The sequence below is a fragment of the Natrinema salinisoli genome (assembly GCF_020405205.1).
GTDB lineage: Archaea > Halobacteriota > Halobacteria > Halobacteriales > Natrialbaceae > Natrinema > Natrinema salinisoli.
The window spans coordinates 2,736,966-2,750,954 of the sequence record NZ_CP084469.1; the positions used below are offsets into that span (position 1 = coordinate 2,736,966).

The 13,989-nt window shown below is 63.7% G+C and carries 15 protein-coding genes and 1 pseudogene; 9 read left to right on the top strand and 7 right to left on the bottom strand.

All coding sequences use genetic code 11. From position 1 onward, the window contains the following. The first annotated feature begins 33 nt into the window (after positions 1-33). Positions 34-429, top strand: a complete 396-nt coding sequence (locus LDB05_RS13560; RefSeq protein WP_226004527.1) for a hypothetical protein — start codon at positions 34-36, stop codon at positions 427-429. On the opposite strand, the gene LDB05_RS13565 is transcribed toward LDB05_RS13560, so the two are convergent. Beyond that, the gene (locus LDB05_RS13565) at positions 355-1,791 is read right to left on the bottom strand and encodes a DUF389 domain-containing protein (RefSeq protein WP_226004528.1); all 1,437 of its coding nucleotides are present in this window, start codon (positions 1,789-1,791) and stop codon (positions 355-357) included. The genes LDB05_RS13560 and LDB05_RS13565 overlap by 75 nt on opposite strands. Before the next feature lie 245 nt (positions 1,792-2,036). Here LDB05_RS13565 and LDB05_RS13570 point away from each other — a divergent pair, with 245 nt between their 5' ends. Further along, positions 2,037-2,207, top strand: a complete 171-nt coding sequence (locus LDB05_RS13570) for a hypothetical protein (protein ID WP_226004529.1) — start codon at positions 2,037-2,039, stop codon at positions 2,205-2,207. Between the two features lie 46 nt (positions 2,208-2,253). Here the strand turns inward: LDB05_RS13570 and LDB05_RS13575 are convergent. Continuing rightward, positions 2,254-2,504 (bottom strand): annotated as a pseudogene (locus LDB05_RS13575) (hypothetical protein). Positions 2,505-2,771: 267 nt separating this feature from the next. After that, entirely contained in the window at positions 2,772-2,996 is a 225-nt protein-coding gene (locus LDB05_RS13580) for a hypothetical protein (RefSeq protein WP_226004531.1), read from the bottom strand. Positions 2,997-3,356: 360 nt separating this feature from the next. Here LDB05_RS13580 and LDB05_RS13585 point away from each other — a divergent pair, with 360 nt between their 5' ends. Beyond that, positions 3,357-4,046, top strand: a complete 690-nt coding sequence (locus LDB05_RS13585; protein ID WP_226004532.1) for a glycosyltransferase — start codon at positions 3,357-3,359, stop codon at positions 4,044-4,046. A 71-nt stretch (positions 4,047-4,117) separates the two neighbouring features. Here the strand turns inward: LDB05_RS13585 and LDB05_RS13590 are convergent, their stop codons facing one another. Continuing rightward, on the bottom strand, positions 4,118-4,279 hold the full coding sequence (locus LDB05_RS13590) for a preprotein translocase subunit Sec61beta (RefSeq protein ID WP_226004533.1): 162 nt from the start codon (positions 4,277-4,279) through the stop codon (positions 4,118-4,120). Positions 4,280-4,397: 118 nt separating this feature from the next. On the opposite strand from LDB05_RS13590, the gene LDB05_RS13595 reads away from it, so the two are divergent. Continuing rightward, complete coding sequence (locus LDB05_RS13595) at positions 4,398-4,667, top strand: thioredoxin family protein (RefSeq protein ID WP_007110841.1); 270 nt, start codon at positions 4,398-4,400, stop codon at positions 4,665-4,667. A gap of 141 nt (positions 4,668-4,808) precedes the next feature. On the opposite strand, the gene npdG is transcribed toward LDB05_RS13595, so the two are convergent. Together npdG and LDB05_RS13605 are read right to left on the bottom strand one after the other, a co-directional pair. Further along, complete coding sequence (gene npdG / locus LDB05_RS13600; protein WP_226004534.1) at positions 4,809-5,477, bottom strand: NADPH-dependent F420 reductase; 669 nt, start codon at positions 5,475-5,477, stop codon at positions 4,809-4,811. Between the two features lie 147 nt (positions 5,478-5,624). Continuing rightward, the gene (locus LDB05_RS13605; protein WP_226004535.1) at positions 5,625-5,882 is read right to left on the bottom strand and encodes a hypothetical protein; all 258 of its coding nucleotides are present in this window, start codon (positions 5,880-5,882) and stop codon (positions 5,625-5,627) included. Positions 5,883-5,990: 108 nt separating this feature from the next. Here LDB05_RS13605 and LDB05_RS13610 point away from each other — a divergent pair, with 108 nt between their 5' ends. From LDB05_RS13610 to LDB05_RS13630, 5 genes are all read left to right on the top strand, one after another. Beyond that, on the top strand, positions 5,991-6,803 hold the full coding sequence (locus LDB05_RS13610; protein ID WP_226004536.1) for a glycerophosphodiester phosphodiesterase: 813 nt from the start codon (positions 5,991-5,993) through the stop codon (positions 6,801-6,803). Between the two features lie 354 nt (positions 6,804-7,157). Next, the gene (locus LDB05_RS13615) at positions 7,158-9,623 is read left to right on the top strand and encodes a cbb3-type cytochrome c oxidase subunit I (RefSeq protein ID WP_226004537.1); all 2,466 of its coding nucleotides are present in this window, start codon (positions 7,158-7,160) and stop codon (positions 9,621-9,623) included. A gap of 109 nt (positions 9,624-9,732) precedes the next feature. Beyond that, the gene (locus tag LDB05_RS13620) at positions 9,733-10,500 is read left to right on the top strand and encodes a Nif3-like dinuclear metal center hexameric protein (protein ID WP_226004538.1); all 768 of its coding nucleotides are present in this window, start codon (positions 9,733-9,735) and stop codon (positions 10,498-10,500) included. An 80-nt stretch (positions 10,501-10,580) separates the two neighbouring features. Next, complete coding sequence (locus tag LDB05_RS13625) at positions 10,581-11,642, top strand: deoxyhypusine synthase (protein WP_226004539.1); 1,062 nt, start codon at positions 10,581-10,583, stop codon at positions 11,640-11,642. A 245-nt stretch (positions 11,643-11,887) separates the two neighbouring features. Continuing rightward, complete coding sequence (locus LDB05_RS13630; protein WP_226004540.1) at positions 11,888-12,379, top strand: MOSC domain-containing protein; 492 nt, start codon at positions 11,888-11,890, stop codon at positions 12,377-12,379. Positions 12,380-12,414: 35 nt separating this feature from the next. Here LDB05_RS13630 and LDB05_RS13635 read toward each other — a convergent pair whose 3' ends face one another. Next, the gene (locus LDB05_RS13635; protein ID WP_226004541.1) at positions 12,415-13,599 is read right to left on the bottom strand and encodes a trans-sulfuration enzyme family protein; all 1,185 of its coding nucleotides are present in this window, start codon (positions 13,597-13,599) and stop codon (positions 12,415-12,417) included. Positions 13,600-13,989: the final 390 nt, after the last annotated feature.

Consider the following 13,989-nt stretch of genomic DNA (forward strand, 5'->3'; position numbering starts at 1 on the left):
CGTTTTGCGTCGTGACATCGTAGGACACGGTAGATGGACGCCGAACGCTGGTGGCCACCGTTCGTCGAGGTCGTGGCGCTCGTGTGGATCGTGCTGTTCGTCGTCGACGTCGCGGTCGGCTTCGACTTGCTCGTCGTCTCCGAATCGTTCGCAGCGACGATTCGGGGCGTCCTCCAGTGGCTCCTCGTCGTCTTCCTCCTCGACGTCGTGCTCCTCTACCGGTGGTCGAATCACGGCCCCAGAAGATTCGTCCGCTCGAACTGGTTCCTCATCCTCACCGTGGTCCCGTGGTTCCGACCGTTTCGGCTGCTCCGTATCGGCCGGTCGATCCGCGCACTACGTCTCCTCACCGGGTCACGCCGGGTCGGGTCGTTCCTCAATAAGGTCCGTCGGAAATGTCACAGCCTGTGGCATCGACTGCGCGAGTGAGGGCCGCGACGAGAGCGGCAGCCACTCGTCGACCTGCCACCACGCGCTCCGCCCGTCGTCGGCATCACCGACTGCCACCGCGCGCTGATAGTCGACGAACCGAACGTCGACGCTGACGGACCGGTCCGTCTCCGCACTCATCTCGGTCTGGAGTTCGTCCGCCAGTCCGTCGTGATCCAGGTCGCTCGAGCGCCCCACGGTCACCGTCACCGAGACGTCGTCGCTGAACACGCTCGCGTCGTTGTACTCGGTCGCGACGCCGGCGAGTTCCAGCGAACTGTACTCGGGGTCGTCGAGCACCGCCTGGACTTCGTCGTTCACCTGCTGTTCGAATACGAGGTGCTGGTACGTCCCGACGGCGGTCACCGCGACGACGACGAGGAACAGCAGGACGATGACGGCGTACGCGCCCGTGCGGAGCGAGACGGCGGCGTTCTCGCGGACGTTGCGGATGACCGACGAGCGGTAGCCGAGCGCGATGAGCGTGAGATACGCGGTGAGGTTGATGAACACGATGTTCATCAGGAGCAAGACGACTGCGCCCGCGACGACGATCGGTTCGCCCCAGGCCGTCCCAATGCCGGCCACGGCGGCGGCCGGGACGATAGCCGCGGCGACGGCGACGCCGGCGAGAGAGACGGGGAGATCGGTCGCGAGCGCGAGCGCGCCGGCGAATCCGGCGAAGATGGCGATAACGAGCGTCAGGAGATTCGGCGTGACGAACGCGCCGACCTGTCCGATGCGAGCGATATCCAGCGTCGGTGGGACGAACCCGCTCCGTTGCAAGAACACGCTCATCGCGATCGCACCGACGTACGCGATGACGAGCCCCGTCACTTGCGACGTGGCGCTGTCGACGACCATCTCGCGGTCGCTGATGACGGCACCCACGCTCGCGGAGAGCGTCGACCCCGCAAACGGCGCGATCACCATCGCACCCACGATGACGATGGCCGAGTCCAGCAGGAGGCCGCCGACCGCGACGATCGCGCTCGCGATCGCGAACGCGAGGTACGTCGCCGTGTCCGGCGTCAGGTCCTTCGCCCGCTCTCGGATCTCGGCGTGCGAGGCGCCGCGGTCGCCTTTCGGGCCCTCGACGTAGCGGTCCGTCATCTCCTCGACGTTTGGGACGTTCGCCCGGTCGACGTCCGTGATGACGGTGTAGGTGTCTTCGTCGAGTCCGGCGTCGTACAACCGCTCGAGTACCGTATCGACGGCCCCCGACGGGACCGGGACGTTCGCCAGACGTCCGTCGCGACGGCCGTCCGCGTCGATGAAGACGAACTGCACGTCCATCTCCGACAGCGTCTCCCGTATCGCGTCGTGGTCCTCGCTGGGAACGAAGACCTGAACGAGCCGCATACCGATCGATCGGCGCACACACCTTTCACTAACAGCCTACTACGGCCGATAACAGTGAGCATATGAGGGATGCCGAGACGATTCGTGTTCTGCCAGTGGCAGGAACGATCGCGCGACGACCGGACAGGTATCGGGAACGGGAGCGATCGAAGGGGACGCATTCGTCCGGCAGCCAGTTCGATGTCGATGACTGTGTGGTTCGAACGAAGAGGCTTTACACCCATCTGGTGCGTTAGCTAGTTGCTATGGCCGGACTCCTACAGCGAACCGCGGAGGGAATCGACAGCCTGTCCCGATCGGTCTGGGACGACTCGAGTCAACTGGAGAAGGCGATCATCGCCGTCGTCCTCATCGTTACGGGGGCAGCGATCCCGGTTGTTCCGATCGTCCTGATCGCCCGGTATATCGCCAACTGAGAGTGTGACAGTGTGGGCGGTCCTGCGTCCGAGACAGCCGCGAGCGTCACGCGTTCAAACCCCAATCGACGTCTTCCTCAACGAACTCACACTCTCGCTCCGCTCGCTCGACTTCGTCCGACCGACACGTTCGATTGCTTCCTCGCGGTCGAGTTCGCCGTCGAAGTACCGCGTGAGAACGAGATCTTCCCACAGGCCTTCGAGACCGCGTTCGAGTGCCCGCTCGAATACTTCGGACTCCGGAAGGCCGCGGGCTTCAGCGATTTCTCGAACTCGATCGGAAATTTCGGCGGCCATACGGTATGATTGCTCGGCAACGTTCTTAAATCCGTGTCCGCCTGATCGGCGAGAATCTGACCGTGGTCTATGTTTACTGTGACCACTACTAGATCCCCATAGACTCGCTCTACCATCAGAGATAGCGGCCTCGGCACTCATAGGGCTCGTCACCACCGGATGCCGAGTCCGGCTCGGAGCGGGTGCATCGTCATCGGCCACGCGACGCTACGGCGGTCGCTCAAAAGACGGTTTGGATTCGCCAGAAATCTGCCCCGAGTCCTCGAGTTACGATCCGTGCTTCGTCGTTTCGTTCGCAAAGGCTGCGTTCCACTCGTCGATCAGGTTCTCGAGTCGCGCGCCGTTCCGGTGGGAGAACGTCCGCGGGGCGCGGTCGGTGGCCGTCCGCGGGTCCTCGGTGACGGGAGTCGAGGGGGGCGTCTGCGTGCGGGTCGAGGTTCGGTTGGTTGTCGATTCGGCGTCGGTCGTTGACTGCAGGCGTTGTGTGCTCATGTCGGTCGGGTAGTGGATATCGTCGAAAATCGGTACTCGTCGTCGGAAACGAACTCAGATTGCTACGTGTACGACCGACATCTATACTCACCCCTTCCGGCTCCTTCGTTATAAAAGTTCATGATAGATATCGTCTCTGCGAGCTGGTGTCTGAAAGCAAATACCATGGTGGGAGATAACACGGGACAGGGAATTGCTGGCGGTAGCGAACCCGTCGAATTACATCGGCTCGAGCCGGTACGCAGCCAGTTTGCGCCCGTTGCTCACCGATGAGTGCTCGGCAGTCCGCTCGTGGTCCCTCACGAGCTGCCCCGATCCGATACCTTGAGAACCCGCGGTCGAGTCCTCACGCGTAACACGATGCCGAGCGACGAGCGAGACGGGGACGGCGACGAGCCGGACGTGAGCTTCGTGGTTCCGGCGCGAAACGAGGGCGACTACCTCCGGGGAACCCTCGGGAGCCTCGCCGCGCTGGACACCGACTACGCCGCCGAGGTGATCGTCGTCGACGGCGACTCGAGCGACGACACGACGGCGATCGCCCGCGAGTACGGTGCGACCGTCCTTCAGGAAGGCGGCTCGAGCATCGCGGCCGCCCGTAATCTCGGAGCCGATCACGCGACAGGCGAGTGGCTCGCCTTCGTCGATGCGGACACGCGGGTACGGGCGAATTACCTCACCGAACTGCTCGGCTTCGTCGAGGCGAACGGACTCGCGGCCGCGAGTTCGTACTGCCGGATCACCGGTCCCCACCGAGCGGCGGTGATGGAACTCACGATCAATCACGTGTTTTCCCGCCTCGAGCGGCCGATTCTACCGGGGTTCAACTGTTTCGTCCACCGACGGGCGTTCGAGGAGATCGGCGGCTTTCCCGAGGTGTCCAACGAAGACACGGCGTTCAGTCGAGTGCTCGCCGATCGCCTGCCGACGGCCTACTATCCGACGGTTCTGGTCGAAAGTTCGGGACGGCGGATCGCCGAGCACGGATTGACCGGAACACTGTGGCACTACCTCCGCCTGGACGCCGAGCGCCTCCGTGCGGAGTACTGAGAACTGCGCGGTGGGAGGGCCGATGCTGTCGCTACTCGAGGCGACGGTGAAAGAAGGCGGCCGATGCCGCGTTACGAGACGAACGTCAGCAGCTGGACCAGCACGCCCATCAGGAGTCCGAACGCGATGACCGTCTTGGGATCGATACGGATGGCGTTCGAGTCCTCGGAGTCGAAGTACCGGACGAGTCCGGCACTGGACATCAGCCCGCCAGTGTTCTGTCCTTTATCCATACCCGTATCTACGTCCCCCCGGAACTAAACCTTTCGACCGGCAGCGTCGTCGATCACGGCAACGTAATGGGAGTGGGAAACCCTTATGCGCAGCGCGCGGTAAGTAGCGCTGAACCGTATGACTGTCACACTCAAGGACTTCTACGCGGACTGGTGTGGCCCCTGCAAGACCCAGGACCCGATCCTCGAGGAGCTCGAGGACGACTGGGAGGGCCGATTCGAAGTCGAGAAAGTAAACGTCGACGAACAGCAAGACATCGCCAACGAGTATCAGGTTCGATCCCTGCCGACTCTCATCATCGAGAACGACGACGGTATCGTCGAGCGCTTCGTCGGCGTCACCCAGCGCGACGACATCGAGGACGCCCTCGAGTCCGCAGGCGCGTAACACCGACGCATCTTCTCCCGATTTACGACCCACCGGCAAGAGCGGTAGCAATGCCGACCCGAATTGGTCATCGAGCACCAGTGCCGGCGAAAACGGGACCGTTCGAAACAGGACCGGTCGCTCACCTCGAGTCGCCGTCGCCTAGATCCACTTCACGCCGACGTCGTGCATATCCTCGTTGTACTTCGCGATGTTGATGACCAGCGGCGTGACGCTCTCGACTTCCGCCGCGTTGGCCAGCGGGCCGGCCTCGAGCGCGCGCAGCCCGTCGATCTCGTTTGCGACCGTCAGAACGGTATCTTTGGCGTCGTCGTCGTCCGCGACGACGAGCGTGTCGAGGTCGAGATCGTTCTCGAGGTTCGACAGGGCGTCGGCAGCGAGGTTGTGGAAGGCACCGACGACCGGCACGTCGTCCGGGGCTCGCCCGGCGACGAGCTGGGTGACGCTGCCGGCCTCGGGCGGGTGGTAGTGGAGGCCGTCCTCGTCGCCCTGCATTCCGACGGCGGGCGTGACGAGGATCGAGTCCGCGTCGAGGCTGTCGGCGACCGCTTCGACGGTGTCGCCGACGTAGTACGGCGGGACGCTGAGAACGACGATATCGGCCCGGTCGGCCGCCATCTCGTTGCCGAAGCCCTTGATGTCGACCTCGTCGGTGCGGTCCGCGAGTTCCGCCTCGTAGTCCGCGACGGCCTCGCGGGCCTTTTCGGGATCTCGCGACCCGATGAGGATCTCGTGGCTCGTATCGCGTGCGAACCGTAGCGCGAGTCCCTCGCCGATATCGCCGGTGCCGCCGAGTAGTGCAATTCGCATACCCACCTCTCCGGACGGCACCCGAATAAAAGGGCCGGAGATCGGCCGATATCGCCGGGTTCTCGGACGGAGTCGAAGAGAGACGCCAGGGTCTCGGCGACCGGGGGTCCCGACGCCACGAGTGCGTCTCAGGTTCCGGACTCCTCGTTACGGCGCGTCGTCCTCGGTCGGGTTCATCGCCGACCCCAGTCCGCCGTCGTACGCGTCGCGCTCTTCGACTTCGCGGATCCGCTGCTCGAGCCGCGTCTCCAGTTCCTGCCGCCGGTCCTCGTCGACGTCAGGGTTGTTCGCCAGATCCCGGACGTCCTGGCGGGCGGTCCGCAACACGGCGACGGCTTCCTCGGTCTCGAGGTCGGCCGCGCGATCGAGCGCGCGCTCGACGTCTGCAAGCGTGGTCTCGGTCATAGCGGACCTTCCGCGGGAACACGGATCAACGACCGGCCGGGAAGCGCCACGTCGCCGCCTCGAGTCCGTCGCCACAGCTTCCATTACCCGGCCGGCCGTCGCTCCGATATGGCCCGCCCTGCCGTCATCGCCCACCGCGGCTACGCCGGCATCGCACCCGAGAACACCGTCGCTGCAGCGACGCGGGCGGCCCAGCGGGAGGAAACCGCGATGATCGAGATCGACGTCCAGCCGGCTGCCTGCGGGACCCCGGTAGTGGTCCACGACGAGCGCCTCGAGGGGACCCGCGACGGGCGGCCACTCACCGACGCGACCGGGGTCGTCTGGGAGGCGCCGCTCGAGGAGCTGCGGGAAACGCGAGTGCTCGGTACCGAGGCGACGGTGCCGACGCTCGCCGAGTTGCTCGCCGCCATCCCCGAGACGGTCGGCATCAACGTCGAGCTGAAGAATCCGGGGCGAGCGGACTTGCGAGTCGGCGACGCGCTCCCGCCCGAGGTGCGCGCCGAGCGCCGCGAGGTCTGGCAGCCGTTCGTCGAACGGGTCGTTGCCGACTGCGACGCCTTCGGCGGCGAACTGCTCTTTTCGTCGTTCTGCGAGGGAGCCATCGCAGCCCTCCGTTCGGTCGGCGACTACGCCGCCGCGCCGCTGCTCTCGGACGACGTGGCGGCCGGCCTCGAGATCGCCCGCCGCTACGACTGCGAGGCGATTCACCCGCCCCGAAGCGCGATCGCCGGGACGGATGCCGTTGAGGCTTCCGGGAACGGAGGGTCGGATGAGAACCGCGACGTCCTCGAGGCGGCCCACGACGAGGGTCGAACGGTCAACGTCTGGACGGCGACGAACTGGGTGCAGTTCGACGAACTCGCCGCGGCGGGCGTTGACGGAATCATCGCTGACTATCCGGGATTGAGTCGGGCGTGAAAACTCGAGACCGGCGATGGAACCAGCGCTGGTAACCCCTTGCCGGCGGTTCGATGTACGTCACTCGGGTTTTCGGGATACGCGGGGAGCGTCCGACCGTACAGCGTCGGACGAGAGAGCGGTAGCGGCCCAAAATCGCTGGTTCGAGGGCTCGCCGTTCGGGGTACGTAAGTACCGCCTGCATTCTCACCGGACATCTTGATACGGCGAATCGTATTGAGGATGTGTTGAATATGGATTTCGTCGCGTCTCCGAGTCGTCACTGCCGGCGTTTCACGACCGTTACTGATCGCGTTCGGGGAGACGACGACACCGAGCCGTGGCGTCGACTCAGGGAAGAGGTGTTCTCCGAGTATGAGTGATTTTCCACCACGGACGACGATCAAGCGGTGGCTGGTGACGACCAACCACAAGGACGTCGGCGTCCTCTATCTGGGGACGGCGCTGTTCTTCCTCGTCGCCGGCGGCGTCCTCGCACTGCTGTTTCGCGCCCATCTGTGGGAGGCCGGCGGCACCGGGCTGCTCGGCAACACCGAGTACAATCAGTCGGTCTCGATCCACGGCCTCCTGATGGTGTTCTGGTTCCTCTCCCCGTTCGGGTTCGGCTTCGCGAACTACTTCGTCCCCTTACAGATCGGGGCGAAGGATCTGGCGTTCCCGCGGCTGAACGCGTTGAGTTACTGGTTTTACCTCTTCTCGGGCGTTCTCGTCTTGCTCTCGTTCTTCCAGGGGACCTCGTGGGCCAACGGCTGGTACATGTACGCGCCGCTGAACGTGCCGATCTACAACCCGGGTTACACGCTGACGATGGGTGGGAACACGACCATCCTCGCGTTGACCCTGTTCGTCATGTCGGTCACGCTCGGTTCGGTGAACTTCCTCACGACGATCCACCGCTGCCGCGCGGAAGGCATGGGCCTCTGGAACATGCCGCTGTTCACGTGGAGCATCCTGCTGACCGTCTGGATGATGCTGTTCGCCTTCGCGGCGCTGCTGGCGGCGCTCATCCTCCTGTTGACCGACCGCATCCTGCTGACCCAGTACTACTCCTCGACGGCAGAGGGCTCGAGCCTCCTGTGGGGACACCTGTTCTGGTTCTTCGGGCATCCGGAGGTCTACATCGTCTTCTTCCCGTCGCTGGGGATCATGTTCGAGACGTTCCAGACCTTCTGCGGTCGACGGCTCGTCGGCCGGAAGTGGGTCATCATCGCGATGGTCCTCGTCGCGGTGCAGTCGTTCCTCGTCTGGATGCACCACATGTTCCTGACGACGATCAACCTCCCCATCAAGACGCTCTTTATGGCGACGACGATCGGGATCTCGCTGCCCTTCGACCTGATGGTCTTCGCGCTGATCTACACGATGCTCAAGGGCCGGGTGCGCTTTACCACCCCCTTCCTGTTCAACCTCGGCGCGCTCGTCCTGTTCATCATCGGCGGCATTACGGGGGTCTTCCTCGGTGCCGTCGTGCTGGACTACTCGTTCCGGGGCACCTACTGGGTCGTCGCCCACTTCCACTACGTGATGGTCGCGGGCGTCACCGCACTGATCGGCGGGCTCTACTATTGGTGGCCCAAGATCACCGGAAAGATGTACTCCGAACGACTCGGCAAGCTCAGCTTCGCCGTCTACTTCGTCGGCTTCAACCTGCTGTACTTCCCGATGTTCATCGTCTGGGAGACGCCGCGCCGCGTCTTCCACTACGGGGAGGGCGCACAGCTCTACCATCAGGCGGCGACCGTCGGGGCGTACGTGCTCGCCCTCTCGATCCTGCTCGTCTTCGTCACCCTCGCGAAGAGTTACGCCACGGGCCCCGACGCGCCCGACAACCCGTGGGCGTACTCGCGAACCGCCGAGTGGGCGACCACGTCACCGCCCCCGCTCGAGAACTGGCCGAGCCGCCCCAGCTACGCCAGCGGCAAACTCGAGTTCGTCGACGATTCGACCGCCACCGACGGCGGTGCGGCCGCACACGAGCGGGTCGGCGAAGCCGAGTCGCTCGAGGGAGACCACGAGGATCACGCGAGCATCTGGCCCCTCGGTATCGGATTCGGCATGTTCGTTACGTTCCTCGGACTGTCGGGGATGACTCCCTACGTCGCCGAGTTCGCCACCGCGCGCGGCGCGGAGGTGTCGGGCATCGGCTCGACCAACGTCCTCTATCCGGTGCTCTCGCTCGTCGGCGTCGGAATCCTCGGGTTCACGCTCTTCGAATACGGCCGCGAGCGGTTCAACGCGCCCCAGATGGCGATCGCCGAGCGCTGGCCGTTCGAGGGCGTCGGCACGACCAAAACCGGCGTCTGGATCTTCCTGGCCTCGGACGTCGTCGTCTTCGGAGCCGTGATCGGCGCGTACGTCTTCTTGCGGCTGCACACCGGCTGGGGAGAGATCGAACCCGTGCCGCCGTCGGAGATTGTCGGCCTCATCAACACGTACGTCCTGCTGACCTCGAGTTTCACGGTCATCCTCGCGCTGGTGATGGCCGAACGGGAGCACAAGGGCGGGCTGCTGGCGTCGATGGTCGTCACGCTGTTACTCGGGTTCACGTTCCTCGGGGTCAAGGGCTACGAGTGGAGTCAGGAGTTCGCCCACGACATCTACTGGTTCACCGACCTCGAGTACTCGATGTACTTCGTGACGACCGGTCTCCACGCCCTTCACGTCATCCTCGGGCTGCTCATCGCCGGGTTCATGATCTACCGCATCGTGACCGTCGACGCCTACCTCCGGGACAGTCGGCCCGTCGAGTTCTTCGGGCTCTACTGGCACTTCGTCGACATCGTGTGGGTGATCCTGTTCCCGCTGTTCTACCTCATGTAGCGCGGTCGGGACTGTTTTTTTTATACGCGACGAGCGAGGGAGCCTCGAGGCCGTCCTCCGATCGGAGGAGATCAACCGAATACAAGGAGATCCCCACCGAACGAGGCGTATGGAACTCTCGAGCATCGTCGATAGACTCGACGAGGAGTTGCGAACCGCTGACTACGCCGATCTCGACGCCAGCGCGAACGGGCTTCAGGTCGGTCCCGAAGAAGCCGAGATCGAACGCGTCGCGTTCGCCGTCGACGGTGTTCGCGAAACGTTCGAGGCCGCGATCGAGGCCGACGCGGACCTGCTCGTCGTCCACCACGGGCTCTCGTGGGGCGGCTTCGACCGCGTGACCGGTCGGACCTACGACCGGATCGCCCCACTGATCGAGCACGACCTCGCGCTGTACGTCTCCCACCTCCCGCTGGACGGCCACCAGGACCTGGGCAACGCCGCCGGCGTCGCCGACCTGCTCGGCCTCGAGGACCGAATCCCCTTCGGCGAACTCGGCCCAGAGTACATTGGGCAGCGCGGCACGGCCGCCGAGCCCTACGACCCCGAGGGACTGCGCGAGCGCCTCGAGACGAATCTCGAGACCGGCGACCAGACCGTCCAGCACCTCGCGTTCGGCCCCGACGAGATCGAGGACGTCGCGATCGTCACCGGCAGCGGTACCGACTGGCTCGACGAGGCCGTCGCCGCCGATGCGGACGCGCTGGTGACCGGCGAGGGGAAGGGGAAAGCCTACCACGAGGCTCAGGAGGCCGGTATTCACGTGTTCCTCGCGGGCCACTACGCGACGGAGACGTTCGGCGTCCGGGCGCTGCAGGACCGCCTCGAGGAGCGGGGGCTCGAGACGACATTCCTCGACGTGCCGACGGGGCTGTAAGCGTCAGTCGCTCGGCGGGAGCAGTGGCGATCGCACTCGAGACCGCACGGTTCAAACCGCTGGCTCGCGGATTCAGGGGTATGACTGACGAACACGACCACGAGAGCGACGGCGGTGACGGCGATGGGAACGGGCACCACGATCCGGAACGAGATACGTTCTCGCACGATCCGGTCGGTCACGCGGAAGTCAGAGCCGGGATGACCGTCGCCGAGCTCGCAGACGAGTACGGCAACGCGGGCGTCGGCGCGGCGGACCTCCACGAGGCCGTCGACGTGACCGAGGCGATGTTCGACGACGACGTGACCGTCTTCTTCGGCCTCGCGGGCGCGATGGTTCCCACAGGAATGCGAGCGATCGTCGCCGACCTGATTCGGGACGGCTACATCGACGTCCTGGTCACGACCGGCGCGAACCTCACCCACGACGCCATCGAGGCCATCGGCGGGAAACACCATCACGGCGCGGCCCACGCCGAGGGGAAGACCGAACGCGAACACGACGAGACGCTCCGGGACGAGGGCGTCGACCGAATCTACAACGTCTACCTCCCACAGGAGTTCTTCGCGACCTTCGAATCGCACCTGCGCGAGGAGGTCTTTCCGGTGCTCGAGGAGGAGGGCGTCGTCCCGATCCAGCGACTCACCGAGGAACTCGGCCGGGCCAACGCCGAGATCAACGAGCGCGAGGACGTCGACGAGGACGCCGGCATCGCCGCCGCGGCTTACGAGAACGACGTGCCGATCTACTGTCCCGCGATCCAGGACTCCGTGCTCGGCCTGCAGGCCTGGATGTACTCCCAGACCTCGGACTTCTCGCTGGACGCGCTGGCGGACATGACCGGCCTGACCGACATCGCCTACGACACCGAGAAGGCCGGCGCGTTCGTCGTCGGCGGCGGCGTCCCCAAGAACTTCACCCTCCAGACGATGCTCGTCACCCCCGGCGCGTACGACTACGCCGTCCAGCTGACCATGGACCCCAAACAGACCGGCGGCCTCTCCGGCGCGACGCTGGACGAAGCCCGCTCGTGGGGCAAACTCGAGACAGACGCCGACAACGTCTCCGTCTACGCCGACGCGACGATCACGCTGCCGCTCGTCGTCGCCGCGGCTCGAGAACGGCTCGAAAATCAATCCTGATCTCGACTGCAGAACCGCTAGCACCCAGTCGACCCGTATCTTCCGAACACAGGATGCGCTCGACCGGTCGCAAATCCATAAGATCCGTTCGCTAACAGTAGATGGTTCCACAGTTTCTTTATTATAGCTCTATCTGGAACTGAATCGGTTGATTCGGTAACTACAGATGCGAACATACCGCTGAGTTATCTGCCGACAATTCCTCCATCGGGGAATTTATACTCCTATCAAACAGCATAGCACGCATGACCGGGAGTGGAACTGTCGAACAGATTTTCATCGCACCTGAAGCCAAAGCGGAGATGGAAGAACAGTCCAGTGTTGAAGCGGTCGCCGGTAACGGGCTTCGAGGAGATCGCTATTTTAGCGAGATTGAAACGGGAACCTTCGTCGGCTGGGAGTCAGATGAGGAACGCCACGATGGGTACGATCTCACATTAATCGAACAGGAGGCTGTTACAGCAATCGAGCGTGAAGCAGGAATCGAACTCGCACCGGGTGAACATCGACGGAACATTGAAACCCGCGATGTCGCACTCAATCATCTCGTTGGACAACAGTTCCGGGTCGGGGAGGCCATCTGCCGAGGGGATCGACTGTGTGAACCGTGTGATCATCTTCAGCGCCTCACTCAGGACGGCGTATTGCAGGCGCTCACTCATCGAGGAGGGCTCCGAGTGGACATCCTCGAAAGTGGAACGATTCGTCCCGGCGACGAAATCGAACCGCTCGAATAATCTGCACTATCTCGTTTAGAAAGGGGAACACAGGCCTACGGCAGCGCCGACCGGAGGTCCCCGCAGAGGTCGTCGACATCTTCGATACCGACCGATAGTCGGACCAAGTTCTCGGGAATGTCTGCGGTAGTCGATCCGTGGCTGACCTCGTCGGGGATCATCAGCGATGGTACCTCGACAAGACTCTCGACACCACCGAGGCTGGCCCCCGGAGTGAATATCTTGAGCCCTTCGACAAACGCCTCAATTTCGGTGAGAGAGCCGTCGAACTCGAAGGAAAGCATTCCGCTGTACCCCGACATCTGTTCGACCGCGAGGTCGTGTTGCGGGTGACTCTCGAGGCCCGGATAATGGACGCGAGCGACTCGGTCGTGGCCTTCGAGGAGGCGAGCGACCGCCATCGCGTTCTCCTCGTGGTGTTCCATCCGTGCTGGCAGCGTCTTAATCCCTCGCGCGACGAGGTAGCAGTCGAACGGCGAGAGCATATTCCCGAGCCCGATCCGTTGGGCAAACGCCAACTGCTCGGAAATCCCATCGTCGTCGGTGATCACCGCACCGCCAATTGAGTCAGAATGCCCGTTAAGGTATTTGGTAGTGCTGTGGACGACGATGTCGGCACCCAGTTCGAGCGGCGCTTGGAAGTATGGGCTCGCGAAGGTGCTGTCCACCCCGAACGGGATGTCGTAGTCTTGGGCGATGTCGGCTATCGCTCGGATGTCGCACAGCTGCATCAGCGGGTTCGTTGGCGACTCTGCCCAGATCAAGTCGGTATCTGAATCGACTGCCGCGGCGACGTTTTCGGGGTTGCGGGCATCGACGAACTCGACATCAACGCCGAAGTGTCCGGCGACGAGTTCCGTTAGCAGTTTTTCGGTTCCGCTATAGATGGAGTCCGACGAGACGAGGTGACCCCCCGGAGGAACGAGCGACAGCATCGTCGTCGAGATGGCTGCCAACCCCGAGGCGAACGCCAGCCCGTGTTCACCGCCTTCGAGGAGGGCTAATTGCTTCTCAAGGGCCGCTCGCGTTGGATTACTCTCGCGCGAATAGTCGTGTTCGTTACCATCCTCCCCGCTGGCCCACTCGAAGGTGGTCGAAAGGTGTAACGGGGGGACGACATCACTCGTTCTTCCATTCTCGTGGCGCGTCGCGTTCTCAACTGCCCCGACAGCAAGCGTCTTGAATCGGTTCTCACGGGAACGGTCGTCGTGTCGTGTCATAGTTAAATCACCGCGGGATTGTATTCAACAGGGCATTTGATCACTACCAGAGAGGTAGGGTAGTCGTTTCGGTAACGTCTTCGTCTGTACTTGCCGCGATTTTCACGTTCAACTCCGAGTAAAAAACTGTGTCGCCAATTACTGCTAACAAACCGTAGGGTGGCCGGATTGTCATGCTAGACTGACCAGTCAACATGCGGTGGCGCGCGCTGTCGACCGACCGAACGGCGCGAGGCGCGAACGGAGTGAGCGCCTCGGAAAGCGAATAGCGCGGGACCGATGGTCCCGCGTACCATGCGAACGGCGCAAAGCGCCGTGAGCAGACGGTGACCGTAGGGAACCGTGAGCACAGTGAGGGCGGTCGATACCACTGCGCGAGGGATGAGCGAG